The sequence below is a fragment of the Thioalkalivibrio sp. AKL10 genome (assembly GCF_000381845.1).
GTDB classification, from domain to species: Bacteria; Pseudomonadota; Gammaproteobacteria; order Ectothiorhodospirales; family Ectothiorhodospiraceae; genus Thioalkalivibrio; species Thioalkalivibrio versutus.
Map to the genome: position 1 here is coordinate 385,575 of NZ_KB907144.1, position 25,352 is coordinate 410,926.

Annotated in this window: 23 protein-coding genes and 1 other RNA gene; 15 read left to right on the forward strand and 9 right to left on the reverse strand. The window is 66.1% G+C overall.

Annotation, left to right across the window (positions count from 1 at the left end; genetic code table 11):
* Nucleotides 1-15: 15 nt before the first annotated feature.
* From G333_RS0110530 to ffs, 5 genes are all read right to left on the reverse strand, one after another.
* On the reverse strand, nucleotides 16-360 hold the full coding sequence (locus tag G333_RS0110530) for a histidine triad nucleotide-binding protein (RefSeq protein WP_018169363.1): 345 nt from the start codon (nucleotides 358-360) through the stop codon (nucleotides 16-18).
* Nucleotides 361-393: 33 nt separating this feature from the next.
* On the reverse strand, nucleotides 394-984 hold the full coding sequence (gene recR, locus G333_RS0110535; protein ID WP_018146145.1) for a recombination mediator RecR: 591 nt from the start codon (nucleotides 982-984) through the stop codon (nucleotides 394-396).
* 22 nt (nucleotides 985-1,006) lie between these two features.
* Nucleotides 1,007-1,333, reverse strand: a complete 327-nt coding sequence (locus G333_RS0110540; protein ID WP_018146146.1) for a YbaB/EbfC family nucleoid-associated protein — start codon at nucleotides 1,331-1,333, stop codon at nucleotides 1,007-1,009.
* Nucleotides 1,334-1,384: 51 nt separating this feature from the next.
* Nucleotides 1,385-3,229 (reverse strand): DNA polymerase III subunit gamma/tau, encoded by a 1,845-nt coding sequence (gene dnaX, locus G333_RS0110545; protein ID WP_019628439.1) that lies wholly within the window; start codon nucleotides 3,227-3,229, stop codon nucleotides 1,385-1,387.
* 86 nt (nucleotides 3,230-3,315) lie between these two features.
* Nucleotides 3,316-3,412: signal recognition particle sRNA small type (ffs, locus tag G333_RS14875), an RNA gene on the reverse strand.
* Nucleotides 3,413-3,676: 264 nt separating this feature from the next.
* Between ffs and G333_RS0110550 the strand changes: the two genes are divergently transcribed.
* Together G333_RS0110550 and gorA are read left to right on the forward strand one after the other, a co-directional pair.
* Nucleotides 3,677-4,426, forward strand: a complete 750-nt coding sequence (locus G333_RS0110550; protein WP_018938436.1) for a glutathione peroxidase — start codon at nucleotides 3,677-3,679, stop codon at nucleotides 4,424-4,426.
* A 195-nt stretch (nucleotides 4,427-4,621) separates the two neighbouring features.
* A complete protein-coding gene (gene gorA / locus G333_RS0110555) occupies nucleotides 4,622-6,016 on the forward strand; it encodes a glutathione-disulfide reductase (protein ID WP_019628440.1) in 1,395 nt (464 codons plus the stop codon).
* Nucleotides 6,017-6,112: 96 nt separating this feature from the next.
* On the opposite strand, the gene G333_RS0110560 is transcribed toward gorA, so the two are convergent.
* Both G333_RS0110560 and G333_RS0110565 read right to left on the reverse strand, forming a co-directional pair.
* Entirely contained in the window at nucleotides 6,113-6,721 is a 609-nt protein-coding gene (locus G333_RS0110560) for a porin family protein (protein WP_019628441.1), read from the reverse strand.
* Nucleotides 6,722-7,034: 313 nt separating this feature from the next.
* Complete coding sequence (locus G333_RS0110565; RefSeq protein WP_019628442.1) at nucleotides 7,035-7,328, reverse strand: hypothetical protein; 294 nt, start codon at nucleotides 7,326-7,328, stop codon at nucleotides 7,035-7,037.
* 342 nt (nucleotides 7,329-7,670) lie between these two features.
* Here G333_RS0110565 and G333_RS14880 point away from each other — a divergent pair, with 342 nt between their 5' ends.
* The 12 genes from G333_RS14880 to G333_RS0110625 all read left to right on the forward strand — a co-directional run bounded on the left by G333_RS14880 (nucleotide 7,671) and on the right by G333_RS0110625 (nucleotide 21,911).
* On the forward strand, nucleotides 7,671-7,835 hold the full coding sequence (locus tag G333_RS14880; RefSeq protein ID WP_018146152.1) for a DUF1328 domain-containing protein: 165 nt from the start codon (nucleotides 7,671-7,673) through the stop codon (nucleotides 7,833-7,835).
* Nucleotides 7,836-8,060: 225 nt separating this feature from the next.
* Nucleotides 8,061-9,935 (forward strand): DUF294 nucleotidyltransferase-like domain-containing protein, encoded by a 1,875-nt coding sequence (locus G333_RS0110575; protein ID WP_019628443.1) that lies wholly within the window; start codon nucleotides 8,061-8,063, stop codon nucleotides 9,933-9,935.
* 56 nt (nucleotides 9,936-9,991) lie between these two features.
* The gene (locus G333_RS0110580) at nucleotides 9,992-10,255 is read left to right on the forward strand and encodes a DUF4212 domain-containing protein (protein ID WP_018948713.1); all 264 of its coding nucleotides are present in this window, start codon (nucleotides 9,992-9,994) and stop codon (nucleotides 10,253-10,255) included.
* A 7-nt stretch (nucleotides 10,256-10,262) separates the two neighbouring features.
* Nucleotides 10,263-12,032, forward strand: coding sequence for a sodium:solute symporter family protein (locus G333_RS0110585; protein WP_019628444.1), 1,770 nt, complete (start codon nucleotides 10,263-10,265; stop codon nucleotides 12,030-12,032).
* Nucleotides 12,033-12,227: 195 nt separating this feature from the next.
* Entirely contained in the window at nucleotides 12,228-14,054 is a 1,827-nt protein-coding gene (locus tag G333_RS0110590; protein ID WP_019628445.1) for a putative nucleotidyltransferase substrate binding domain-containing protein, read from the forward strand.
* 125 nt (nucleotides 14,055-14,179) lie between these two features.
* Nucleotides 14,180-14,791 carry a 3'-5' exonuclease gene (locus G333_RS0110595; protein ID WP_018176416.1) on the forward strand — a complete coding sequence of 204 codons (612 nt, stop codon included), beginning with the start codon at nucleotides 14,180-14,182 and terminating at the stop codon, nucleotides 14,789-14,791.
* A gap of 102 nt (nucleotides 14,792-14,893) precedes the next feature.
* The gene (gene acs, locus G333_RS0110600; RefSeq protein ID WP_019628446.1) at nucleotides 14,894-16,852 is read left to right on the forward strand and encodes an acetate--CoA ligase; all 1,959 of its coding nucleotides are present in this window, start codon (nucleotides 14,894-14,896) and stop codon (nucleotides 16,850-16,852) included.
* A gap of 309 nt (nucleotides 16,853-17,161) precedes the next feature.
* Nucleotides 17,162-17,548, forward strand: a complete 387-nt coding sequence (locus G333_RS0110605) for a winged helix-turn-helix domain-containing protein (RefSeq protein ID WP_019628447.1) — start codon at nucleotides 17,162-17,164, stop codon at nucleotides 17,546-17,548.
* A gap of 192 nt (nucleotides 17,549-17,740) precedes the next feature.
* Nucleotides 17,741-18,541, forward strand: a complete 801-nt coding sequence (modA, locus tag G333_RS0110610) for a molybdate ABC transporter substrate-binding protein (RefSeq protein ID WP_019628448.1) — start codon at nucleotides 17,741-17,743, stop codon at nucleotides 18,539-18,541.
* Between the two features lie 6 nt (nucleotides 18,542-18,547).
* Entirely contained in the window at nucleotides 18,548-19,240 is a 693-nt protein-coding gene (modB, locus tag G333_RS0110615) for a molybdate ABC transporter permease subunit (RefSeq protein WP_026340952.1), read from the forward strand.
* Nucleotides 19,237-20,343 (forward strand): molybdenum ABC transporter ATP-binding protein, encoded by a 1,107-nt coding sequence (gene modC, locus G333_RS0110620; protein ID WP_019628450.1) that lies wholly within the window; start codon nucleotides 19,237-19,239, stop codon nucleotides 20,341-20,343. The genes modB and modC overlap by 4 nt, the downstream gene beginning before the upstream one ends.
* A 290-nt stretch (nucleotides 20,344-20,633) precedes the next feature.
* Nucleotides 20,634-21,911, forward strand: coding sequence for a hypothetical protein (locus tag G333_RS0110625; protein ID WP_196800524.1), 1,278 nt, complete (start codon nucleotides 20,634-20,636; stop codon nucleotides 21,909-21,911).
* A 146-nt stretch (nucleotides 21,912-22,057) separates the two neighbouring features.
* On the opposite strand, the gene G333_RS0110630 is transcribed toward G333_RS0110625, so the two are convergent.
* The gene (locus tag G333_RS0110630) at nucleotides 22,058-23,023 is read right to left on the reverse strand and encodes an IS5 family transposase (protein ID WP_019628452.1); all 966 of its coding nucleotides are present in this window, start codon (nucleotides 23,021-23,023) and stop codon (nucleotides 22,058-22,060) included.
* A 179-nt stretch (nucleotides 23,024-23,202) separates the two neighbouring features.
* On the reverse strand, nucleotides 23,203-23,352 hold the full coding sequence (locus G333_RS14885) for an integrase core domain-containing protein (RefSeq protein ID WP_081618745.1): 150 nt from the start codon (nucleotides 23,350-23,352) through the stop codon (nucleotides 23,203-23,205).
* A gap of 94 nt (nucleotides 23,353-23,446) precedes the next feature.
* Between G333_RS14885 and G333_RS0110635 the strand changes: the two genes are divergently transcribed.
* Nucleotides 23,447-25,243 carry an SLC13 family permease gene (locus G333_RS0110635; RefSeq protein ID WP_038038295.1) on the forward strand — a complete coding sequence of 599 codons (1,797 nt, stop codon included), beginning with the start codon at nucleotides 23,447-23,449 and terminating at the stop codon, nucleotides 25,241-25,243.
* Nucleotides 25,244-25,352: the final 109 nt, after the last annotated feature.

Below are 25,352 nucleotides of genomic sequence, written 5' to 3' on the forward strand. Positions count from 1 at the left end.
TGTCGTTCCTGGTCGCTAGCCGGGGGGCCAGCTCAGTGCACGCCCAGCGAGGACATGCATGTGTATATGGTAGACCGTTTGCCCACCGTGGTCGTTGCAATTCATCACGGTTCGATAACCGTTCTCCGCAAATCCGCGATCGCGTGCGATCTCCGCCGCGGCCCGGGCCATCTGCCCGATCACCGGGGCCTCCGCAGCGCTCAAATCGTTCAGCGTGGCAATGTGCGTTTTCGGGATCACCAGCACATGTTCGGGCGCCTGCGGGTTCAGATCCTCGAAGGCCAGCACCGCGTCGTCCTCGAACACCACCCGGGCCGGGATCTCGCCCGCCACGATCTTGCAGAACACGCAATCCGTCATGCCGCTACTCCTGTATCAAAATATTACCACGCATCAATATTCGCGCCGACCCGAAAGTGCATGCGCCAGGGTGCCGGCATCGATGTACTCCAGCTCGCCGCCGCTGGGGATACCCTGGGCGATACGCGTGGTACGAATCCCGTGACGTGCGGCCATCTCCGCGAGGTAATGCGCGGTCACCTCGCCCTCTACCGACGTGTTCGTCGCCAGGATCAGCTCCTCCACACCCTCCGCCTGCAAGCGGGCCTCCAGTCGGTCGAGCCCCAGCTCCTCCGGGCCAATCCCGTCCAGCGGCGACAACCGGCCCAGCAAAACGTGAAAGCGACCGCCGAAATCCGTGGCCGACTCGATCGCCAGCACGTCCCCGGGGCTCTCTACTACGCAAACGACCCGCGAATCGCGCTCCGGGTCCGCACAGCGCGAACAGGTCTCGGCCGAGGTCAGCGTGCGGCACACCGAACAATGCCCGATGCGCGCCACGGCCTCGTCCACCGCCCGCGACAGGCGCCGCGCGCCCTCGCGGTCGCGCTCCAGCAAGTGCAGCGCCATGCGCCGCGCAGACTTCGCCCCGACCCCGGGGAGGCAGCGCAGCGCCTGGACCAGCTCGTCCAGTTCCGCTTCCATCAGGCGCGCCCGCTCCGCCGGTTCAGAACGGCAGCTTCATGCCGGCCGGCAGGCCCATGCCCTCGGTCAGGCTGCCCATGCGCTCCTGCGTGGTGGACTCGACCTTCTGCACCGCATCGTTGATCGCGGCGGCCACCAGGTCTTCGAGCATGTCGCGATCATCGTCGAACAGGCTGGGGTCGATCTTCACGCGGCGCGCGGCGTACTTGCCGGTCAACACCACGCTGACCAGCCCGCCGCCGGCCTGGCCCTCGATCTCCATCTCGGCCAGCTCGGCCTGCACCTTCTGCATGTCTTCCTGCATCTTCTGGGCCTGCTTCATCAGGCCACCCATGCCACCTTTCATCATCGGTTCGATCTCCTGCCCCGCACAAAGGCGGGTTTGTCCGTATTCGACGGGTTAGCGCGGGGCCGACGACGCGTCGCCCGCGGAGTTGTCTTCGTTGGTTTCGCGAATGCGCACCGCGCCCAGTTCGGCGCCAAATTCCTGGCCCAGGGCCTGGACCACCGGGTCCTCGCGCATGGTCGTCTCGGCGCTAGCCTGACGCTCCGCCGAGGCCGCCGCAAGCCGCGCCGCGGGTGTCGTCTCCAACGGTTCGGACTGGTTGACAATCTCCAGGCGCAGGGAGTGCCCCAGCGTCTTCTCCAGCGCTTCCTTCAGGCGGGTCCTGGCCCGGTCGGTACACAACGTACCCGGAGCCACCGCAATCACCACGCACTCCTGATCATGCTTGCGCAGCTCCGCGTGCAGGGCGAGTTCGCGCACCGTCCCCATGGGCAGACCCTCGGCAAAACGGTGCCAGTCGAACATCCCGTCTGCGGCCACGGCAGGTGCCACCGGTTCCGCCGTCGAAGATGCCGCCGGCGTGGCCTGTCGCGGCGACGCCTCGCGGTGCGTGGGCGCATCGGCGTGCACCGGCGGTGTGGGTGCCTCCCGCGGAGGTGGCGGCTCGCTCACCCGCTCGCGGGGCGGCGGCGAGTTTTCACCGCTGCGCGAGGCCACCTGCGCGACCGATTTCGGCACGGCCGGTTCGACTGCAGCGGGTTGCACCGCGGGTGCCGCATTACGGGAGGGCGCGGCGCGCGGCGCAGACGCTTCCCCGCGCACCGTGGCCGGCCGGCGTTCGGCCTGGCCCTCGCCCTCCCCAGACCCCGGGGCTGGCTCCGGGCGAAAGGCCAGCAGGCGCAGCAGGGTCATCTCCACGCCCATGCGCGCGTCCGGCGCGTAGGGCAGATCACGCACCCCGTGAATCAGGATCTGATAGGTCAGCTGAATCGTTTCCGGGTCGACCCGGCCGGCGGCCTCGTGTGCCCAGACCAGCGCCTCCTCGCCCGCCGCCGGTGTGGCACCGGCCACCTGCTGCACCGCCACCTGATGCACCAGCGCGGCGAGTTCGTCCAGCAGGCGCGACCAGTCGGGTCCCAACGTCTCCAGCTCCGCCAGGCCCGCCAGCAGGGCCGGGCCGTCCCCGGCAAAGACCGCATCCAGCAGCGCGGCCAGTCGCGTGCGCGGGAGCAATCCAAGCATGTCGCAGGCGTCGGATTCGCTCAGGCGGTCGCCGCCATAGGCAATCGCCTGGTCGGTCAGACTCAAGGCATCGCGCATCGAGCCCTCGGCCGCCTCGCCCAGACGCAGCAGGGCACCCGGCTCCGCCTCGACGCCTTCGGCGGCCAGGATCCGGGTCAGGTGCTCGGCGATCATCGCCGGCGGCATCGGTTTCAGGTTGAACTGCAGGCAGCGCGACAGCACGGTGACCGGCAGCTTCTGCGGATCGGTCGTCGCCAGCAGGAACTTCACGTGTTCCGGCGGCTCCTCCAGGGTCTTCAACAGGGCGTTGAAGCTCTTCTCCGAGAGCATGTGTACCTCGTCGATCAGGTACACCTTGAAGCGCCCGGTGGTCGGGGCATAGGAAACGTTGTCCAGCAGCTCGCGGGTATCGTCCACCCGGGTGCGCGAGGCGGCATCCACTTCGATCAAGTCGAGGTGACGACCCTCGGCGATCTCCACGCAGGAACGGCACTCGCCGCAGGGCGTGGCCGTCACGCCGGTCTCGCAGTTGAGACAGCGCGCAAGAATCCGGGCAATGGAGGTCTTGCCCACCCCGCGGGTACCGGCAAACAGGTAGGCGTGGTGCAGGCGTTCGCCGCTCAGGGCATTGGCCAGGGCGCGCACCACATGCGGCTGCCCGACCAGGTCCTCGAAGCGCGAGGGGCGCCACTTGCGGGCCAGAACCTGGTGACTCATGCCTCCCCCGTCAGTGGAGTCTGTTGCGTGCCCGGGTGCGGGGCAATCACCGCAGGAATCTGGGCCGCAAGGAAAAGGGTGGTGGCCCGCACCCGCCACACCCCGGCGCCCGACGCAGCTGCTACCGTTGCTCCCTTCCGGGCCTGGCGGGGTTCACAACCTGTCGTCGCGAGGGGACTGATACGGACCACCATAACGCGGACCGCGATTCGGGCTTTCCGAATCCGGGCGGCAAGCTTCCGCATTTCCGGCGGACGCGTCAACCTTGAGACGCCACCAAGGGCCGGAACTGACGATAGCCCGAAACTAACAACCGTATAGAGAACGAAAACTGGATCAATGAGAGGCCAGCCCTTATCTTGAGTATCGCAGTCGGGCATCGCCTCGACCGAACCCAAATTTTCTTTCTGGTCTACTGCAATTAACACCCAAACAGGAGTACGAAACATGGAACTCGAAAATCGCGAAGGTCAGCGCGTCCCGGAAGTCACCTTCCGCTGCCGCAAGGACAACGACTGGAATGACGTCCGCAGCGAAGACCTGTTCAAGGGTCGCAACGTGGTCGTGTTCGCCCTGCCGGGCGCATTCACCCCGACCTGCTCGTCCGCCCACGTGCCGCGTTACAACGAGCTGGCACCGCTTCTCAAGCAGCACGGCATCGACGAGATCGTCTGCATCTCGGTCAATGACGGCTTCGTGATGGAAGCCTGGCAGGCCGATCAGCAGGCCGACCGGGTGACTTTCATCGCCGACGGTAACGGCGAATTCACCGAACAGATGGGCATGCTGGTCGACAAGAGCGACCTTGGCTTTGGTCACCGCTCCTGGCGCTACTCCATGCTGGTGCGCGACGGCGTGATCGAGAAGCAGTTCATCGAGCCGGACGAGCCGGGCGACCCCTTCGTCGTCTCCGACGCCGACACGATGCTCGCCCACGTCGCCCCGGACGCAGCCTGCCCCGAAGACGTCGTGGTCTTCACCAAGCCGGGCTGCCCGTACTGCGCCAGCGCCAAGGAGATGCTGGAGAACGCCGGTCTCGACTACGAGGAGATCGTGCTGGGTCGCGACGCCAGCCTGCGCAGCCTGCGGGCGGCTACCGGTGCGATGACCGTGCCGCAGGTGTTCGTCGGCGGGCACCGCATCGGCGGCGCGGAAGATCTGCAGGAGTGGATCTCCCGCGAGAAAAAGGCGGCGTAACTCGTCACCACCACCCGGGGCGGGTCCATGGCCCGCCCCGGATGGCCATCTGCTCCCACAGGTGGCCATCCGTGTCCGGACGTCGAATCCGGACGTCCGGACACGGATGGCAAACCCTGACGACCGTAACGACGGCGGTCGTTATGCGAAACTTCGACTAAACCCAACGTTGACCGAATCCTTCGAGGAACCGACATGGAACACTACGACATCATCGTGATCGGCGGCGGCAGCGGCGGCCTGGCCGTTGCGGAACGTGCCGCCCCGCACGGCGCCCGCGTCGCCGTGTTCGATCCCAAGCCCCTGGGCGGCACCTGCGTGAACGAGGGCTGCGTCCCGAAAAAGCTCACCTGGTACGCCGCGGAGCACCTGTCGCACGCCCGTGAGGCCGGCGAGTTCGGTGTGGACGTCGAGATCAAGGGCATCCGCTATGCCGACCTGGCGAACAAACGGCAGGCAATGCTGAAGGACCTGAACAACTTCTGGTCCGGGCACCTGGAGAAGCTGGGCGTGACCCACATCCCGGAACGCGCCCGCCTGGCCGACAAGAACAAGGTGGTCAGCGAGAGCGGCACTGAGTACACCGCCGAGCGCATCGTGTTGGCCATGGGTGGCGCCCCGCTGGTACCACCGCTCGAGGGCGCCGAGCTGGGTGCCACCTCCGACGACTTCTTCGAGTGGACCGAGCTGCCGGAATCCATCGCCGTAATCGGCGGAGGCTACATCGGGCTGGAAATGGCCGGCATGCTGCGCTCCATGGGTGTGAAGACCGACGTGGTCGCCATGGAGGACCGCGTGCTGGAGATCGCCGACCCGATGATCTCGCAGACGCTGGACCAGCACATGGAGCACCAGGGCATCGGCCGCCATCTGGGCATGAAGGCCGCGGGTCTGGGCGGCAAGCCCGGCGCGGTCACCGTCAAACTGGAAGGCGGCAAGGAACTGGGCCCGTACGAGAAGGTGCTGTGGGCCGTCGGCCGCAAGCCGGCCACCCAGGACATGGGTCTGGAAGAGGTCGGCGTCGAGATCGCCCGCGGCGGCACCATCCCGGTAGACGAGTGGCAGGCGACCAACGTCGAGGGCATCTACGCCCTGGGCGATATCATCGGCAAGGGGCCGCTGACCCCCGTGGCCATCGCCGCCGGTCGCCGCCTGGCCGCGCACTGGTATGCCCCGGAGACGAACCCCGTGCCGGTGGACTACGACCAGATCCCCACGGTCACCTTTACGCACCCGACCGCGGGCATGGTGGGCCTGACCGAGCCGCAGGCAGTGGAGAAGCACGGAGACAAGGTGCGTATCTACGAGACCCAGTTCGGTGGCCTGAACCGCGCCTTCGCCGAGGGCGAGGTGCCGCCGGTGGCAATGAAGCTGGTTTGCGTCGGGGACGACGAAAAGGTGGTGGGCATCCACATGATCGGCGCCAATGTCGACGAGATGCTGCAGGGTTTCGCGGTGGCCGTGCGCATGGGCGCGACCAAGCGCGACCTGGACCTGACCATCCCGCTGCACCCGACCAGCGCCGAGGAACTGGTCACCCTGAAGGAAGGCCGCCCGGGCCGCCAGGAAGGCATCGCCAAGGCCGCCTGAGGGCCACGCCGCCCTCCCCACGTAAACGCGCCGCCCCGGCAACCAACCGGGGCGGCGTCAAGACGTTATCTCGTGGGCCGTCTGTGCCCGTATTTTCTAGAATCGCCAGCCAACCGAGGCAGTCAACGCGTCGACCTTGTAGTCGCTGTCGAAGTCATAGCGTTCGTACTCGGCGCGAATCAGGAAGCTGTCCAGATTCACCTGCGCACCGAGTCCGTAGACCGGATCCACGCCATCGTTATCACGCAGGGTGATGCTCTCATCACCCAGGTTGCCCCGGACGTCGGCATCCCACTTGGCGAGGCCCGCCTTCGCAAAGAACTCGAAATGCTGCCCGATCGGCAGTTTGCCGAGGACGCTCGCGCCATAGGCTCGGGACTTGATGTCGGTATGCGCACCGGACTCGTCACCGCGCAGCTTCACCTTTCCGAGATCCGAGTAGAACCCCTCGACCCCTACATACGGATTGAAGTTGTACCCGACAAACCCGCGCCAGACGTTGTCGTCATCGTCCAGGCGGTAGTCCGAGGCCCCGGAACCGATGAAATCGGCGACTTCATCGCGGTCGTTCTTCAGAGCGCTGAAACCGGTACCGAGCCCCATGTACAGGCCCTCGCCCCGATCAGACTCATCTGCCATCACCACCTGGGGCGCCAAGAACCCTGCAGCGGCCACCACAACCGTGTTCAACAAGATCTTTTTCATCTTCGCGTCTCCTTCCTGATCGTGCCCGAAATGTAAAATTTCTTGACTGCCATAAAGACGCCGGCGATTTTCCCGAACCACCCCAGTTTGGGAAAGCAGAAATGCGTGACTCATTTTCAAACACGTGAAAAAAGCACCACCCCGAGACCCGACTCGTGATACCGCGCACACCCACAGAACCCAAAGAAAAAGGCTGATGGGCGAACCGCCATCCGCTCATGGCGACCCACCCACCAGCCTTTTGTTTCCTGATCGCTGCATCCGTTTGACCGAGCCCCTTTCCGACCCGGCCCCACGGCACGGCGACCACTGATCAGTCCATATCGTGCGCCGGATCCTCCTCGGAGAACGCGTCGTCATGCCCCCCGCGGCCGGATTCGTCCTCTTGCACCTCATCCTCGCGCAGATCCTCGATCCAGCCACGCAGATCCTCGTCCACCTCCTCGATCGTCTCGTCCACTGCCTCGCCGGCCTCCTGCGCCGGGCCCGGATCGGAACAGCCCGCCAGCATGCCGCCAAGCGCGAGGGCTACCGCATATACCGGCAGCGACAGGAATCGGGACGGACCGTCCGCATCCTTGCATGATTTTCGGATAACGCTGCTCATTGCATTTTCCCTCCAGGAATTCTTTTCCATGGCGCGCCGATCAATGCTTCCCAATCCATCGAAAAGGCAACATTTTTGTACCGACGCAGGCGACCTCTATCTCGGCATACACCGAAGCCGTCCTGAACAGGTTCACATTTCCCGACCGGACACACGTTCATCCGATTGAAAACCCATAGCGAGCATCACCCACCTGCCCCCAGTGTGTCCTTGGTGCATACGCCAGGTCGCCCATGGGAATGCGGAACTGAGAACTGGTACGCCAAGCCGAATACAAGAAGCCATGGGACAGCGAATTTTGGCCTACACTGAAATTTCAAACGAGTCGAAAGGAGAGAACCAATGCTGGGATGGGCACTACTTTTCCTGATCGTTGCGATCGTCGCGGGCGCGCTGGGGCTGAGCGGGATTGCCGGGGCCGCCACGCAAATCGCCTGGATCCTGTTTGTCGTGGGCCTGATCCTGGCGGTGGTGTTCTTCGTCACCGGGAGGCGCCCCCCGGTGTAACGAAGGCTTGCTGACGACCGGGGCGAATGCGAACAGGTCGGCATTCGTCCCCGTTACGCCGCGGGCCGGTGTAACGAGAAGAAACACGCACGTTACGCAACGTAACGCACGGAACAGACCGCTTGGCCACAACCTGCTGATTCGCGGGGGCCAAAGAATTGGCGTGCAACTTGCAGTAGACCCCCGAGACGTGAACACCATCACTTTGGGGATGCCGCTACCGCCATGTCCGACGCGCTCGACAGCACCCGGGAGTTCCTCGGCGCCCACGCCCCGTTCGACCAGCTCGAGACGGATGCGCTGGAGTTCCTGCTGCCCCGCCTGGAGAGCCGCTTCTACGCGCGTGGCGCGCGCATCACCGACCCCGAGGCCGGTCCGGCCCAGCGTTTCCACATCATCCGCCAGGGCCGCATCCGCGGCGAGACCCCCAGCGAGGACGAACAGCTCTCCGGCAAGGCCTGGGAGCTGATCCCCGGCGAATGCTTCCCGATCGGCGCCCTCCTCGGCCGCCGCGCGGTACATACCGTGCATCGCGCGGCGGAGGACACCGTCTGCCTGGAACTGAGCCTGGAGGACTTCGACCGCCTGCGCGCCCGTTCGCGGGTCTTTAACGACTTCTGCACGCGCCGCCTGGCCAACCTGCTGGACCGCCTGCAGCAGGGCCTGGACACCCTGTCCGCCCGCGACGGTGGCGCCGGACAACTCAACACGCCGCTGGTCCTGCGCCTGGCGCGCAGCCCGGTTACCTGCCGCCCGGACACCCGGCTGCGCGAGGTCCTGACCACCATGCGCGACGAGCGGGTCGGCTCCATCGTCGCGGTCGACGACAACCAGCGGCCGGTGGGCATCTTCACCCTGCATGACCTGCTCTCGCGCGTGGCGCTCGCGGATGTCGACCTCGACACCCCGGTCGCGGCCGTGATGACCCCCGACCCGGTGGCGCTGGACGAGAGCACCCCGGGCTTCGAGGGTATCGAGGCGATGACCGAGCACGGGATGACCCACCTGTGTGTGGTGCGCGACGGCCGCCTGGTCGGCGTGCTGGGCGAGCGCGACCTGCTGACCAGTCAGCCGCTGACCCTGGACGGTCTGGTGCGCGCGATCCGCCGCGCCGACTCTGTCACCGTCGTCGCCGAGCGCCTGCGCCAGGTGCCACGCCTGATCGAGGCCGTGGCCGGCCAGGGCGCAGAAGCCGATCAGGTCCTGCGCCTGATCACGCGTCTCAACGAACACGCCACCCGCCGGGTGCTGGCCCTGTTGCGGCCGCAGCACGAGGCCATCGAGGGCATCGACTTCACTTGGCTGGCGTTCGGCTCCCAGGCGCGCGAGGAGCAGGCCCTGGTCACGGACCAGGACAACGGCATCCTGTTCGACGCCGCGGCCAGCGACGCGGACGCGATCCGCGAGCGCCTGCTGCCATACGCGAAGGACGTGAACCAGGCGCTGGCCGAGTGCGGGTTCATGCTGTGCCCCGGCAACATCATGGCCGGCAACCCGGAGTGCTGCCTGAGCGGCCCGGAGTGGGATCAGCGTTTCACCCGCTGGATCGAGCAAGGCACGCCGGAGCACCTGCTCAAGAGCAGCATTTTCTTCGATCTGCGCGCCGTGGACGGCGATGCCGGACCCGTCGAGGCGCTGCGCACCCGCCTGCTGCAGAAGACCGCCTTCAACAGCCGCTTCCGCCGCCAGATGGCCGCCAACCAGCAGATGTTCCGCCCACCGCTGGGTCTGTTCGGCGAGATCAAGAGCGGGTCCAACGGGATCGATATCAAGAAACAGGGGCTCACGCCCTTCGTCGACGGCGCACGGGTGATCGCGCTGGCGGCCGAGTTGCCGGCCACACGCACCCACGAACGTCTGGACCAGGCCGTTGCAGCCGACGTAATGCGCGCCGCCGATGCCCAGGACTACCACGCCGCACTGCGCTACCTGCAGATGCTGCGCCTGCGCGCCCAGCAAAAGGCGCTGCGCGAGGGACGCGACGACGACAACCGAATCCGGCCGGAAGAGCTGGGTGCCCTGGAGGGACGGGTGCTCAAGGAGAGTTTCCGGCAGGCCCGCAAGCTGCAGGGACAGCTTGAGGTGCAGTACCAGCTGTGACGAATCGCATAGACGAGTCACGGCAAACAACAAAACCTTACGAGAGGAGCATCGTCATGTCACAAGAAGACCTGAGCCGGCAGGCCTACTGGCGGGCGCATCTGCGTCTGCTGGGCATCTGCCTGGCAATCTGGTTCCTGGTGTCGTTCGTGCTGGGCATTCTGGTCTCCCAGCCGCTGAACGCGATCCAGCTGGGGGGCTATCCGCTGGGCTTCTGGTTCGCGCAACAGGGCTCGATCTACACCTTCATCATCCTGATCTTTGTTTATGCCTGGCGCATGAACGTCCTGGATCGCAAGTTCAACGTCCACGAGGAGTAAGCCTGTCATGGATCAACAGACTCTAAGCCTGCTCGTGGTCGGGGCGACCTTCGCCCTGTACATCGGCATTGCCATCTGGGCGCGCGCCGGTTCGACCAGCGAGTTCTACGTCGCCGGGCGCGGCATTAACCCGATCGCCAACGGCATGGCCACGGCCGCGGACTGGATGTCCGCCGCGTCGTTCATCTCCATGGCCGGCCTGATCGCGTTCCTCGGCTTCACCGGGGGTGCGTACCTGATGGGCTGGACCGGCGGCTACGTGCTGATGGCACTGCTGCTGGCCCCGTACCTGCGCAAGTTCGGGAAGTTCACGGTGCCGGAATTCATCGGTGACCGCTTCTACTCGAAGACCGCGCGCATTATCGCGGTAATCTCCCTGATCGTGATGTCCGTGACCTACGTGATCGGGCAGATGCGCGGGGTCGGGATCGCCTTCTCCAACATCCTGGAAGTGCCACTGGCCACCGGCCTGATCGCCGGCATGACCGTGGTGTTCATCTACGCCGTGCTCGGCGGGATGAAAGGCATCACCTACACCCAGATCGCGCAGTACGTGATCATGATCTTTGCCTACACGGTGCCGGCGATCTTCATTGCCATCACCCTGACCGGCAATCCGGTCCCGCAGCTGGGACTGGGCTCCACCCTGCAGGGGACGGATACCTACCTGCTGGAGGCGCTGGACCAGACCATGGTCGATCTGGGCTTCCACGCCTACACCGAAGTGGGCGGCATGAGCATGCTCAACATGTTCCTGCTGACGCTGGCGCTGATGATCGGTACCGCGGGTCTGCCGCACGTGATCATCCGCTTCTTCACCGTTCCGCGCGTGCGTGATGCCCGCAAGTCCGCCGGCTGGGCGCTGGTGTTCATCGGCATCCTCTACACCACCGCCCCGGCAGTCGGCGCGATGGCCATCTGGAACCTGGTGAACACCGTCCACCCGGGCGAGATCGGCACCGAAGAGGGGCATCTGGCCCATGCGGACCGGCCGGCGTGGATGGAGCGCTGGGAACAGACCGGCCTGCTCGCCTTCGAGGACAAGAACGACGACGGCGTGATCCAGTACTACAACGACGGCAACGAAGAGTTCGCGGCTTTCGCCGAAGAGGAATACGGCTGGGAAGGTTCCGAGATCGTCACCCTCGACCGCGACATCATGGTGCTGGCCAACCCCGAGATCGCCGGGCTTCCGGGCTGGGTCATCGCACTGGTCGCAGCGGGCGGTATTGCCGCCGCACTGTCGACCGCAGCGGGACTGCTGCTGGCCATTGCGTCGGCCATCTCGCATGACTTGCTGAAGGGCGTGTTCATGCCAAGGATCAGCGAGAAGAGAGAGCTCATGGCCGGACGTATCGCCATGGGTGTCGCCATCCTGTTCGCCGGTTATCTGGGGCTGAATCCACCCGGCTTCGCGGCCGAGGTGGTAGCACTGGCCTTCGGTCTCGCCGCGGCCTCGCTGTTCCCGACCCTGATGATGGGCATCTTCATAAAGAAGATGAACAAGGAAGGCGCGATCGCCGGCATGCTGGTGGGGCTGCTGACCACCCTTCTGTACATCTTCACGTACAAGGGCTGGTTCTTCTTCTCCGGCACCGCCATGCTCCCGGACAACCCGGACGGCTGGCTGCTGGGCGTGAACCCGACCGGCTTCGGCGCCATCGGCGCGGTCTTCAACTTCGTCACCGCCTACATCGTGATGAAGCTGACCAAGGAGCCGCCGAAGGACATCCAGGATCTGGTGGAAAGCGTGCGCGTACCGCGTACCGAAGGCTGATGGACGGTCCCGCCATGACCAACATGGCGGGACCCCTGCCACCATGACTGGATGGTCATTCGACAGGAGAAAAGACGGGGTCGGCTCGGGTGCACCGGGTCGGCCCCTTTTATCTGGCACAGTGTCTGCGGGCCAAGCGGCAATCGACCCCACCCCGGTCGATTGCCGGTTGCCCCACCCCACACGGACCCACGCATGAACGGCGAACTCGAAGAGATCCGCGAGTTTCTCGACCACTGCCCCGATCTGGCCCCCCTGCCAAAGGCCAGCCGGGATGCCTTTCTGCGCCAGCTCACTCTGCGCTACCTGCGTGAGGGCACCAGCTTTCCCCCGGACGCCGAACCCGGCCTGTGGATCGTGCGCACCGGCACGCTGGAGATCCGCGATGCGCAGGACACCCTGCACGACCGCCTGGGCGAGGGCGATCTGGTGCACATCCCCAACACCCCGGCGCACCCGCTGGGCCCGGTCACCGAGGACGCCCTGGTCTACCACCTGCCGCTGGATCGCGCCCTTGAGCTGGCCGCGCGCGACGACGCCATCGCCCAGTTCCTCGACGCCGACGCCCCGCGCCCACTGGCCACCGACCGCACAGCACAGGGCGGGCACGGGGACCGCAGCCTGCTAACCACGCCAGTGCGCGCCCTGATGACCTGCGACCCGATACTGGCGGTCAGCACGCTCAGCCTGCGCGAGGCCGCGCGCCTGATGGACCGGGGCGACATTTCCGCGCTGCTGCTGCACACGCCCGAGCGCCCGGGCGAACCCTGCGGCATCCTCACCGACACCGACCTGCGCCGTGCGGTCGCCAACGGCGTGGACCCCGGCCAGCCCGTTGCCGAATCCATGGCCAGCCCGCTGACCACGGTTGAGCGCGGCACCCCCGCCTTCGAGGCCCTGCTGCGCATGGCGCGCCACGACATCCACCACCTCCCGGTCGTCCACGAGGCCGACGGGACCCTGGCCGGCATCCTCTCCAGCACCGACCTGATCCGCCACCAGGGCACCAGCGCCATCTACCTGGTGCGCGACCTGCGCCGTGCCGACGACCTTGCCGGCCTGCAGGGCGTAATGCAGGCCCTGCCCCAGTTGCAGGTGCAACTGGTGGAGGCCGGCGCCGACGCCGCCCAACTCACCCAGACTGTTACCACGGTGATCGACACACTCACCCAGCGCCTGATCGAGCTGGACGAACGCGACCGCGGCCCGGCCCCCTGCGCCTTTGCCTGGCTTGCGAGCGGCAGCCAGGGCCGCCACGAGCAGACCGTGTTCACTGACCAGGACACCGCTCTCATCATTGCCGATGACGCCTCGCCGGACGTCGACGTCTGGTTCGCGGAGCTTGCCCGCGGGGTAACCGCCGGCCTCGACGCCTGCGGCATCCGCGCCTGCCCCGGCGATGTCGATCCCACCCATCCCGACTGGCGCCGACCCGCGGCTGCCTGGGCGCGCGAGATGGAACGCGTGCTGCACCACCCGGCCCCACGCGATGCGATGCTGGCCACCCACTATCTCGACATGCGCGTGATCCACGGTGCGGCCGAACTGTTCGAACCATTGCGCCAACAAGCATTGGAGGTTGGTGCGCGCCACGAGGCCCTGCTGAGCACCCTGGCCGACCAGGCGCGCAACCTGCCCCCGCCGCTCGGCTTCTTCCGCCAGTTCGTGCTGGAAGACAGCGGCGCACACGCCGACACCCTCGACCTGAAGATGCGTGGGCTGCTGCCGATCGTCGCCATGGCACGGGTCTTTGCCCTGCACGCTGGCAGCGCGGCCCGCAGCACGGTGGAACGCCTGAACGCCGCGGCCCGGGCGGGGGTTATCAACGAGAGCACGGCCGACAACCTGGCCGATGCCTGGCTGTACATCGCTAACCTGCGCGCCCGCCATCAGGCTCGCCAGATCCGCAACGGCCAGCCCCCGGACAACGCGCTGGACCCGGCCGGACTGTCCACCCTGGAGCGCAGTCACCTGAAGACCGCCTTCCGCCTGGTGAACGACGCCCGCAAGACGGCCCTCTGATGGTCTGCCCTCTGCACGCTGCCGCATGGCTCCGCCCGCCTGGCCACTGGCGCTTCTGCCGCGCCCGGCGTCGGGCTGCGCGCCGCGCCCCGCCGGGCCCGCTGCGCGAGCTCCTCGAGGCCCCCATGCCGCCCGCCGGCCAGCCGGTGGCCGCCAGCCGCTTTCTCGCAGTGGATCTGGAAACCACCGGCCTGGACCCGGAACACGACCGCATCCTGAGCATGGGCTGGGTGGCAATGGAGGGCCCGCGCATCGACCTCGCCACTGCGGACCAGCGCCTGGTGCGCGCGGAAGGGCCCGTGCCGGAGGCCAGCGCCGTCATCCACCGCATCACCGATCAGCGCGCCGCCAGCGGGGTACCGCTGGACGAGGCCCTGAACGCCCTGTTCCACGCGCTCGCCGGGCGCGTCATGGTGGCGCACCACGCGGCCCTGGAGATCGGCTTCCTCGAGCAGGCCTGCCAGCGCCTGTATGGCGTAAGCGCCCCGCTGGCCATCGTGGACACGCTGCGCCTGGCGGAGACGGCCCTGCGCCGCGCCGGCCAGCCGATCCCGGCCCACGGGCTGCGCCTGCATACCCTGCGCGCGCGCTACAACCTGCCGGCCTATCGCGCGCACGACGCGTTGTTCGACGCCATCGCCGCGGGCGAACTGTTCGCCGCGCTGCTGAGCCGGCAATCGCCGGACGGAAAACTGCCACTGGGGCGCGTGCTGTTCCGCCCCGCGTGGCTCTGGTAAGCGCGGCCAGCGCCCGGTTCGCATGCTATCCTCGCACCCACCAAAGGGGCTGGCGGTTGGCCACTCCCATACCCCATACCAAAAACCGATCTGGAGGCCCTGATGAGTGACAACATCGAGTCCACCCTCACCGAGACGCGCCACTTTGCGCCGTCGGCGGAGTTCACCGAAAACGCCCGCCTGAAGCCGGCCGATCTCGAGGCCCTGCACCAGAAGGCCGAGGCCGACTACGAGGGCTTCTGGTGCGATCTCGCGCGCGAGAAGATCGACTGGCAGACCGAGTTCACCCAGGGTCTCGACGAGTCCAAGGCGCCGCATTACCAGTGGTTCGCCGACGGGCGCATGAACGTCTCCTACAACTGCATCGATCGCCACCTGGAAGTCCGCGGCAACAAGACCGCGATCGTCTTCGAGGCGGAGAACGGCGACACCCGCCACCTCACCTACCGTGACCTCTACAACGAGGTCGGCAAGCTCGCCAACGCCCTCAAGGGCATGGGCGTGGTGAAGGGCGACCGCGTCATCATCTACATGCCGATGAACGCCGAGGCCGTGATCGCCATGCAGGCCTGCGCCCGCATCGGCGCGATCCACTCGGTGGTGTTCGGCGGCTTCTCCGCAGACGCCCTGCGTGACCGCGTGGTGGACTCCGGCTCCAAGGTCGTGATCACCGCCGACGGCGGCGAGCGCGGCGGCAAGGTCGTGGGGCTCAAGGCCAACGTCGACAAGGCGCTGGACTCCAACCCGGGCGACGTCGAGAAAGTGGTCGTCTGCAAGCGCGCCGGCAACGACGTCACCATGCACGCCGACCGCGACGTCTGGTGGGAAGACGCCGTGGACGGCGAATCCGTCGACTGCGAGCCGGAATGGGTGGAGGCCGAGCACCCGCTGTTTCTGCTCTACACCTCCGGCTCCACCGGCAAGCCCAAGGGCATCCAGCACTCCAGTGCCGGTTACCTGCTGGGCGCGATTGTCACCAACGAGTGGGTGTTCGACCTGCAGGGCGACGATGTCTACTGGTGCACCGCGGATGTCGGCTGGATCACCGGCCACACCTATGTCGCCTATGGCCCGCTGGCCGTGGGTGCCACCCAGGTCGTCTACGAGGGCACCCCGACCGTGCCCGACGCCGGGCGCTGGTGGAAGATGTGCCAGGACCACGGCGTGACCGTGTTCTACACCGCCCCCACCGCCATCCGCGCGCTGATGAAGGCCGGACCGGACCTGCCCAAGCAGTACGACCTGTCCAAGCTGCGCCTGCTGGGCACCGTCGGCGAGCCGATCAACCCCGAGGCCTGGATGTGGTACTACACCACCGTCGGCGAAGAGCGCTGCCCGATCGTCGATACCTGGTGGCAGACCGAGACCGGCGCCAACATGATCGCCCCGATCCCGGGCGCGACCACGCTGGTCCCCGGCTCCTGCACCCAGGCCCTTCCCGGCATTGCGGCCGACGTGGTGGACGAGGACGGCAAGAGCCTGGGCGCCGACGAGGGCGGCTACCTGGTCATCAAGAAGCCCTGGCCGCACATGCTGCGCACCGTCTGGGGCGACGACCAGCGCTACAAGGACACCTACTGGCCGAAGTTCGGCGGCAAGTACTACCTGGCCGGCGACTCCGCGCGCCGCGACGCCGAAGGCAACTTCTGGATCATGGGGCGCATCGACGACGTGCTGAACGTCTCCGGCCACCGCATGGGCACCATGGAGGTCGAATCCGCCCTGGTCGCGCACAAGGCGGTCGCCGAGGCCGCCGTGGTCGGCCGCCCGCATGACGTGAAGGGCGAGGCCATCGTCGCCTTCGTGATCCTGCAGGGCGATCGCCTGACCGGCGACGAGGCCGAGGAGATGGTCAAGGAACTGCGCAACTGGGTCGCCGACCAGATCGGCCCGATCGCCAAGCCGGACGACATCCGCTTTGCCGACGGCCTGCCCAAGACCCGCTCCGGCAAGATCATGCGCCGCCTGCTGCGCTCCATCGCCAAGGGCGAGGAGATCACCTCCGACACCTCCACGCTGGAGAACGAGGCCGTCATCCCGCAGCTCCAGGGCAAGGCCTGAGCCCCGGGCCGGGGCCCCGCGCCCCGGCCTCTTCCGTCCCTCCGCTCCTCTCCGCGTCATTGCGAGGAGCCGAAGGCGACGCGGCAATCTCCGTCCGTAACCACCGGAATCTGACCACTCGCGCAGTGCCAGCATCAGGAGATTACTCGCTGCGCTCGCCCTTCGGGCCGGCCTTTGGCCGTTCAACGCAGCTTCGCTGCTTTTGTGCTTCGTCGTTGCACTCCTCGCAATGACGGGGTCGGGGGTTATCATTCGCACTCACAACCCCTCCCCGGCACCATCACCGGCAAACCCCAGGCCCCACAACGCATGAGCACCCACCACTCCGGCAACCCCAAGGACCACTCACAGGCCCCGCGCCTGCGTGTGCTGCTGGGCGAGGTCACGGCCATGGGCCCGGGCAAGGCCATGCTGCTGGAGGCCATCCGCGACAAGGGCTCGATCTCCGCGGCCGCGCGCAGCGTCGGCATGTCGTACCGCCGCGCCTGGGACCTGGTCGAGACCATGAACCAGAGCTTCCGCGAGCCCATGGTGGCCACCGCCAAGGGCGGCTCCGGCGGCGGCGGGGCCCAGGTCACCGCCTTCGGCGAGACCGTACTGGCACGCTACCGCGACATGGAACGCCAGGCCTGCGAGGCCCTGCGCGACGAGCTGCACGCCTTCGCCGAGTTCCTCGCCGACGACCCCAAGCCGTAACGCCGACCCCAGCCTTGACGGGTCTCCCTGGCCCACGCATCATTGCGCCTACCGATATGCAAACTGAAATATAACGAAACGCATATCCACCCAGACAAGCGCCGCGTCACTGCGAGGAGCAACGCGACGAAGCAGTCTCCCAACGGAACCACCCGAGCCCAACAAGACCCAGCCACAGGGAAGACCCACACCATGCACCTGCGCGCCCTCCTCCTGACCCTGCTGCTCCTGCTACCCGGCCTGACCACCGCCAACGGCCCGCTGACCATCGCGGCCGCCTCCGACCTGCGCTTCGCCCTGGACGAGATCCTGGACGCCTACCGCGAGGCGCACCCGGACGACGCGGTACGCGTCACCTACGGCTCCTCCGGCCGCATGACCACGCAGATCATGAACGGCGCCCCCTACGACGTCTTCTTCTCCGCCGATATCGCCTACCCACAGAAGCTGCGCGCCGAGGGCCACGCGGTGACCGAGCCGGAGGTCTACGCCATCGGCCGCATCGTGCTGTGGAGCAACCGCATGGATGCCTCGGAAATGACACTGGAAGACCTGCTACGCGACGACATCCGCCGCGTCGCCATCGCCTCCCCCACCCACGCCCCCTACGGCGTGCGCGCGATGGAGGCGCTCAAGTCCGTCGGCATCTGGGACGACCTGCAACCGAAGATCGTCAACGGTGACAACATCGCCCAGACCGCGCGCATGATCCAGGCGGGTGGCGCCGAGATCGGCATCATCGCCCTGTCGCTGGCCGAGTTCCCGGACCTCGCCGAGCACAACTACCACCTGATCGACGACGCCCTGCACGAACCCCTCACCCAGGGCTTCGTGATCACCCGGCGCGGCGAACACAACGAGATGGCCCACCGCTTCGCCGAATACATGAACGGCGACAACGCCCGCGACATCATGCGCCGCTACGGCTTCGTGATGCCCGGCGAAACGCTCCCCGAAGACGGGCCCGCCAATACGGCCGCGGCAACCCCGTAACCGGTCATGTTCGAGCTAAGCCCCACGGACTGGATGGCGATCGAGGTCACCCTCAAGCTCGCGCTGTACACCACGCTGATCCTGCTGGTCATCGCCACCCCCATCGCCTGGTGGCTAGCCAACGGCCGCGCCCCCGGCGGCGTGCGCACCACGGTGCAGGCACTGGTCGCCCTGCCGCTGGTCCTGCCGCCCACCGTGCTCGGCTTCTATCTGCTGGTGTTGCTGGGCCCGGCCGGCCCGGTCGGCAGCATGCTGGAGAACCTGGGCCTCAACCACCTGGCGTTCACCTTCCAGGGCATCCTGATCGCCTCGGTGATCTACTCCCTGCCGTTCGCCGTTCACCCCCTGCAGCAGGCCTTCGCCAACCTCGGCCGCCGGCCCACCGAGATCGCCGGCTCGCTGGGCGCCGGGCGCATGGATCGCTTCTTCACCGTGGTGCTGCCGATGTCGCGCGGCGGTTTCATCGTCGCCGCCACGCTCGCCTTCGCCCACACCCTCGGCGAGTTCGGCGTGATCCTGATGCTCGGCGGCGCGATCCCTGGCGAGACCCAGGTGCTGTCCATCCTGATCTACGACCACGCCGAGGCGATGGACTTCACCTCCGCCCACCGCCTGTCGCTCGGGCTGCTCATCTTCGCCTTCGTGGTGCTGTTCGTGGTCTACGCGATCAACCGTCGCTTCGACACGGTGCGCCTGTGACCCGACCCACGAGCGAAACACTGCGCATCCAGGCCCGGCTGGAACGCCCCGGCTTCACGCTGGACGTGGACACGGCCTTCCCGCTGGAGGGCGTGACCGCCCTGTTCGGCCGCTCCGGCTGCGGCAAGACCACCCTCCTGCGCATCATCGCCGGCCTGGAACATCCGCCCGGAGCCGAGGTGCACTTCGGCGACACGCCCTGGCAGTCCGGCAAGACCTTCGTCCCGCTGCACCGCCGCCGCGTCGGCCTGGTGTTCCAGGAATCCACCCTGCTCCCGCACCTCTCCGTGCGCGGCAACCTGCTCTACGGCTACAAGCGCACGCCGGAGCCTCTACGCCGCCTGCACCTGGACGAGGTCGCCGACCTGCTCGGCATCATCGAGCTGCTGGAGCGCCGCGCCGACCACCTCTCCGGCGGCCAGCGCCAGCGCGTGGCGCTGGGCCGCGCCTTGCTCATCAGCCCCGACCTGCTGCTGCTCGACGAACCGTTGAATGCGCTGGACACCCAGACCAAGCGCGAGATCATGCCCTTCCTCGCCCGCCTGTCCGACAGGACCGGCATCCCCACGCTATTGGTGACCCACGCCCCGGACGAGGTCGAACGCCTGGCCCACCGCGTCGCCTTCATGCACGACGGCCAACTCGAACGCCTGGAACCCCTGCGCGAGGCCCTCGCCCGCGCCGACTCCCCCCTGTTCCGCGAAGAAGGCGCCGTCTCCGTCCTCCAGGGCGAACTCGGCCCGGCTGACGAACACGGCCTGCACCCCTTCGGCCCCCCGGACGCACGCTATCGCGTTCCGGCCACCCCCGGCTCCACCAACGGCGCGGGAAGCCAGGCCCGCCTGCGCATCGACGCCCGCGACGTCTCCATCGCCCTGTCCCCACCCCAGGACGTCTCCATCCTCAACATCATCCCCGTCACCATCGAGGCCCTGGACGAAGCCCCCGGCCATCATGGCCCCGCACGCGTCCTCGCCGTGTGCCGGCAGGACGATGGGCAGACCTTGATGGCGGAGCTGACGCAGTTATCCACCGAACGACTGGGCCTCCAGCGGGGCACGCGCGCCCACGCCCTAGTCAAGGCTGTAGCCTTTCTCGACTGAACCAGCCACCCATCCCCGCATCGGCCCTTCTGAACACCTCGGTTCGCAAACCCACCATGGCCGTGCCAGAATCAGCCCCAAAACTATCTGAGACCGCGGGCCGCAAAACACCGCTTCCCGCAATCGATCCTCCCCTCAATGCATCTAGGATCTATCGCCACGCCCACACCGTAAGCGATTGACACTTAAACCATTTTTGATACCGAATCACCCGGTATGTATAGCGCGCACGTTCAACCAATATCCGTGCGCTCTACCTGATCACTGTTTGCCAGAATCAAAACGGAGTAATGAGGGCTATGAAAGAGTACACAGTTGACGATGTGTTTGGTGTCGTTAGGGAAATCCCCCTGAACTATGTACCGAGGGAGTCGGTTGATCAGAATTTGATTGAAAGCCTGTCGCGAATTAAGCACATCGTCATTCATGGAGGCTCAAAGCAGGGGAAGACATGCCTGCGCAAGCACTGCTTGGATGAAGATGATTACATAGTTGTTCAGTGCTCGAACCGTTGGTCGATTGCTGATATAAACACAAATATCCTGAAGAGGGCGGGGTTCGAGATAACGCAATCTTCTGAGCGCGCGAGCTCTGGACGCCAGAAGATCCTGGCTAAGTTCTCCGCCACACTCGCCGGACTCGGCCTTGGTGCAGATGCCGAGAAAGAAGAGTCTCAGAGCCAAAAGACCGTTACGGCTCCGCTCACTCTCGATCCTGATGATGTAAATGACCTAATCGGCGCCCTGGATTCCATAGGATTCAAGAAGTTCATTGTTCTTGAAGACTTCCACTATCTGTCGCCTGAAGCCCAAGGGGACTTTGCGATCGAGCTTAAGGCATTGCACGAGGGGTCTGGCTTTTGTGTGATTATCGTAGGCGTGTGGCTGGAGGAGAACCGGCTCATTGTTTATAACGGTGATTTGACGGGCCGAGTAATTCCAATCGATGCCGACGAGTGGAAAAGAGATGAGCTAAGAGAAGTAATAACCTCCGGAGCTAGGTTGCTCAATATCCACTTCGAAGACGAATTCATCGAGGAGTTGCTTGACAACTGTTTTGATAGCGTCGCTATTGTTCAGGAATGTTGTCGAAGAGCCTGTCGTAGGGCGGAGGTATATCGCACCCAAGAAGCCTTGGTCGAAGTCCGGTACGCCGGATCTGTGCAGGGGCTTATTCGTGAAGTAGTTAACGAGCAGCGTGGAAGATATCAAGCTTTCATAACGAATTTTTCGGATGGATTTCAGGATACCCGACTTGAAATGTATCGCTGGCTGCTCTGGCCAGTTCTGACGTCTGACTCAAAACAGCTTGAGGATGGTCTCACTTACGCAGACATAAGAAAGGCTTTGCAGAACAAACACCCGGATGGAAAATCCCTCAATCCAGGAAACATAACACAGGCACTTCAGTCAGCGGCTTCGCTCCAAGTAGAAAAGAGCGTGAAGCCGATCATATTGGACTACGATGCCACCACTCGCAGGCTTAGCGTAGTGGACCGGGGATTCCTTATCTGGCTGGCCAACCAGGGCACGGATGAGCTCTTGGAAATGGCTGGGCTTGACGCTTAGGGAAACGCTGATTAATGGGCCTGCATCCGGCTCCGTGCCCCGCCGAAGCGTTTTTGGAAGGGCACTGGGGCCATTACGGCCGGCCTGGGCCCCTGTAACCGCCGTTTTTGGCGGTTACAGGGGCGATTTCCGGTCCTGCGGACACACTACCCCTGCGGCAGCAGCCCCCATTGTCGCGCACGGTACAGGTTCGCCAGGGCGAACAGGCTGTGCAGCTGCGCGGTGTTCTTCTTGAGGCCGCGGTAGCGCACCTTGCGATATCCGAACAGGTTCTTCACCACATGGAACGGATGCTCCACGATCGAACGCAACTGGGCCTTGTGCCGTTCAGCGGCGCGCACCTGATCGCGTTCGGGGCCCTCTGGCATCGCGCGTACAGTGCCGCGCTTGCGCGCGATGTGCGTCTCCGGACGATGGCCTTCCAGTCGCTTCTCCACACCGATGTAGCCGGCATCGCCATGCAGGCTCGCTTCCTCGCCGTGGAGCAGTTCCGGCACCTGCGAGACGTCCGAGACATTCGCAGCGGTACCCTTCACGGTATGAACCAGGCCGGTGACGACATCGGCCCCGATATGCGCCTTCATCCCGAAGTACCACTGGTTGCCTTTCCTCGCCTGGTGCATCTCTGGATCGCGCGCCTTCTCCCGGTTCTTGGTCGACGGCGGGGCCGCGATCAAGGTGGCGTCCACCACCGTGCCCTCGCGCAGCATCAGACCCCGCTGCTGCAGATGGGCGTTGATCCGGTCGAAGATGATCTGGGTCAGGTTGTGTTGTTCCAGCAGCCGGCGGAACTGCAGCAGGGTCGTGGCATCCGGGGCGTCTTCGCGGCTCAGGTCGATCCCGACAAAGCTCCGGATCGCCTGGCTGTCGTACACCGCGTCCTCGATCCCTTCGTCCGACAGGTTGAAGCACTGCTGGGCCACGTACATCCGCAGCATCCGTTCCAGACCAATCGGCGGACGACCCCGCTTCCCCTTCGGGTAGTGCGGCTCGATCGCCTCCACCAGCGCCGCCCAGGGCGTGATCGCATCGATCTCCCCCAGAAAGCGGTCGCGCCGCGTCTGCTTACGCTTGGCGGAATACTCGAGATCGGAAAAGCTGCGCTGGGACATCGGCCATCACCTCGGGCAGGAAACCTGGCGCCATTATCCCAAACCCGCCAGGTGGGCGGGACCCACGGCGGAATAAATCAGTGTTTCCTTAGAGGGGGGAGAAGAGGACACCCACTTCTTTTGGCCGTCTTGCCCGCTGCCCCTTTCCCGTCATAAGCCATAGTGTCCACTTCCCCGGATTAGGTCCACGCATAACCAGAGGTTTCCGGGTGGTGTAGCTGCCGGCATTCGACCGGCGTCAGGTCCCCCAGCGAATCGTGGGGGATGGTTTCGTTGTAGTCCTGCAGCCACTGCTCGGTGTGCCATTGGCCGTTTCTGATGCACCGCACGCTTGCCGCCGAAAACGGTGCACGTAACCCGCGAAGGCCCTACATTGGGTGAAAGGGACACCCGAGGGAGCGGTGAGTGACGGCCGAGCAGTGGATGATCTTCGGGTTGCTAGCGGTGACCCTGGCGTTGTTCGTCTGGAACCGCTGGCGCTACGACATCGTGGCGATCGGGGCGCTGCTGGCAGCGGCCTTTCTCGGGCTGGTCCCGTTTCGCGAGATGTTCTCCGGCTTCGGCCACCCGGCGGTGATCACGGTCGCTGCAGTGCTGGTGCTGAGCCGGGGCTTGTTGAACGCCGGGGTCGTGGACACGGTGGCGCGCCAGCTCACCCGTGTGGGTGACCAGCCCTGGGTGCAGGTGGCGGCCCTCACGGGGGTCGTGGCACTGGCCTCGGGGTTCATGAACAACGTGGGCGCGCTGGCCCTGCTGATGCCCGTGGCCATCTGGATGGCACGCCAGAGCGGGCGTTCGCCCGCGTTCCTGCTGATGCCGCTGGCGTTCGGCTCGCTGCTGGGCGGGATGCTGACCATGATCGGCACGCCGCCGAATATCATCATCGCCGAGTACCGCGCGGAGGCGACGGGCACCGCGTTTGCGATGTTCGACTTCCTCCCGGTGGGGTTTGGGATCGCGGTGGTCGGCGTGACCTTCATCGCACTGATCGGCTGGCGGCTGACGCCGCAGCGGGAGCGCCCGGCCGCCAGCGGCGAGCTGTTCGAGATCAGCGCCTACCTGACCGAGGTGCGGGTGCCGGAGGGCAACCGCTATGTCGGCCACACCGTCTACGAGCTGATGCGCGAGCTGCGCGGCGAGGCCGAGGTGGTCGTGGTGGGACTCGTCCGCGGGGAACGCCGCGAGCCCATGCCCGCCATCTACGAGGTGCTGCGCGCGGACGACATCCTGCTGGTCGAGGCGGACTCCGACAGCCTGAAGACGCTGCTGGACGTGACCGAGATGGAGCTGGAGGCGCGGGTCGAGGAGGCGGAAGAGCAAGCCGAGCAGGAAGGCAACGGTGAAAAGCGCGAGAACGCGCTGGGCGAACTGGCACTGGAGGAGGCGATCGTCACGCCCGGCTCGCGCCTGGTCGGGACCACGGCCAGCGCCCTGGAACTGCGCCAGCGCTACGCGGTGAATGTGCTGGCCGTTGCGCGCCAGGGCGTGCGCCTGAGCGAGCGCCTGGACAAGGTGCGGTTCCGCGCCGGGGACATCCTGCTGGTGCAGGGCGGCGAGGAGGAACTGCCCGCCGCCCTGAGCGAGCTCGGCTGCCTGCCGCTAGCCTCGCGCGGGCTGCGCATCACCCGGCCGCGCAAGGTGATCCTCGCCAGCAGCCTGTTTGCGCTGGCGCTGGGCGCGGTGGCGCTGGGCTGGGTACCGGCGGCGCCCGCGCTGGTCGGGGCCGCGGTGGCGATGGTGCTGGTCGGGCTGATCGGGCCGAGCGAGGTGTATCGCGGGATCGAGTGGCCGGTTATCGTACTGCTGGCGGCGCTGCTGCCGGTGGGTCGGGCGCTGGAGACGACCGGCGGCTCGCAGCTGATCGCCGATGGCCTGTTCGCGCTGGGCGAAGCCGCCTCCCCTGCCGTGATGCTGGCGTTGCTAATGGTCGTGGTGATGCTGCTCTCGAACGTGGTCAACAACGCCGCCGCGGCAGTGCTGGCGGCGCCGGTAGGGATCGCGCTGGCCCGGTCGATGGAGGCGGCCCCGGATCCGTTTCTGATGGCGGTCGCCGTGGGCGCGTCCTGCGCCTTCCTGACGCCGATCGGGCACCAGTCGAACACCCTGGTCATGGCCCCCGGTGGCTACGAATTCCGCGACTACTGGCGCATGGGACTGCCACTGTCGCTGATCGTCATCGTGACTGCCGTGCCGCTGATCCTGTGGATTTGGCCGCCCTAAAAGGTTGTAGAGAGGCTAGCGGGGCCAGCCACGCATGGCCCGTGCGGACCTCGACAAGGTACTGAGCATCGAGCGGTCGCTGCCGGATCGTAGTTCCCCAAGAGCCAAG

What these genes read in the sequence shown, in the direction of transcription:
- G333_RS0110530 (WP_018169363.1), bottom strand. Translation starts at nt 360, where the DNA reads ATGACGGATTGCGTGTTCTGCAAGATCGTGGCGGGCGAGATCCCGGCC.
- recR (WP_018146145.1), bottom strand. Translation starts at nt 984, where the DNA reads ATGGAAGCGGAACTGGACGAGCTGGTCCAGGCGCTGCGCTGCCTCCCC.
- G333_RS0110540 (WP_018146146.1), bottom strand. Translation starts at nt 1,333, where the DNA reads ATGATGAAAGGTGGCATGGGTGGCCTGATGAAGCAGGCCCAGAAGATG.
- dnaX (WP_019628439.1), bottom strand. Translation starts at nt 3,229, where the DNA reads ATGAGTCACCAGGTTCTGGCCCGCAAGTGGCGCCCCTCGCGCTTCGAG.
- G333_RS0110550 (WP_018938436.1), top strand. Translation starts at nt 3,677, where the DNA reads ATGGAACTCGAAAATCGCGAAGGTCAGCGCGTCCCGGAAGTCACCTTC.
- gorA (WP_019628440.1), top strand. Translation starts at nt 4,622, where the DNA reads ATGGAACACTACGACATCATCGTGATCGGCGGCGGCAGCGGCGGCCTG.
- G333_RS0110560 (WP_019628441.1), bottom strand. Translation starts at nt 6,721, where the DNA reads ATGAAAAAGATCTTGTTGAACACGGTTGTGGTGGCCGCTGCAGGGTTC.
- G333_RS0110565 (WP_019628442.1), bottom strand. Translation starts at nt 7,328, where the DNA reads ATGAGCAGCGTTATCCGAAAATCATGCAAGGATGCGGACGGTCCGTCC.
- G333_RS14880 (WP_018146152.1), top strand. Translation starts at nt 7,671, where the DNA reads ATGCTGGGATGGGCACTACTTTTCCTGATCGTTGCGATCGTCGCGGGC.
- G333_RS0110575 (WP_019628443.1), top strand. Translation starts at nt 8,061, where the DNA reads ATGTCCGACGCGCTCGACAGCACCCGGGAGTTCCTCGGCGCCCACGCC.
- G333_RS0110580 (WP_018948713.1), top strand. Translation starts at nt 9,992, where the DNA reads ATGTCACAAGAAGACCTGAGCCGGCAGGCCTACTGGCGGGCGCATCTG.
- G333_RS0110585 (WP_019628444.1), top strand. Translation starts at nt 10,263, where the DNA reads ATGGATCAACAGACTCTAAGCCTGCTCGTGGTCGGGGCGACCTTCGCC.
- G333_RS0110590 (WP_019628445.1), top strand. Translation starts at nt 12,228, where the DNA reads ATGAACGGCGAACTCGAAGAGATCCGCGAGTTTCTCGACCACTGCCCC.
- G333_RS0110595 (WP_018176416.1), top strand. Translation starts at nt 14,180, where the DNA reads ATGCCGCCCGCCGGCCAGCCGGTGGCCGCCAGCCGCTTTCTCGCAGTG.
- acs (WP_019628446.1), top strand. Translation starts at nt 14,894, where the DNA reads ATGAGTGACAACATCGAGTCCACCCTCACCGAGACGCGCCACTTTGCG.
- G333_RS0110605 (WP_019628447.1), top strand. Translation starts at nt 17,162, where the DNA reads ATGAGCACCCACCACTCCGGCAACCCCAAGGACCACTCACAGGCCCCG.
- modA (WP_019628448.1), top strand. Translation starts at nt 17,741, where the DNA reads ATGCACCTGCGCGCCCTCCTCCTGACCCTGCTGCTCCTGCTACCCGGC.
- modB (WP_026340952.1), top strand. Translation starts at nt 18,548, where the DNA reads ATGTTCGAGCTAAGCCCCACGGACTGGATGGCGATCGAGGTCACCCTC.
- G333_RS0110625 (WP_196800524.1), top strand. Translation starts at nt 20,634, where the DNA reads ATGAGGGCTATGAAAGAGTACACAGTTGACGATGTGTTTGGTGTCGTT.
- G333_RS0110630 (WP_019628452.1), bottom strand. Translation starts at nt 23,023, where the DNA reads ATGTCCCAGCGCAGCTTTTCCGATCTCGAGTATTCCGCCAAGCGTAAG.
- G333_RS0110635 (WP_038038295.1), top strand. Translation starts at nt 23,447, where the DNA reads ATGATCTTCGGGTTGCTAGCGGTGACCCTGGCGTTGTTCGTCTGGAAC.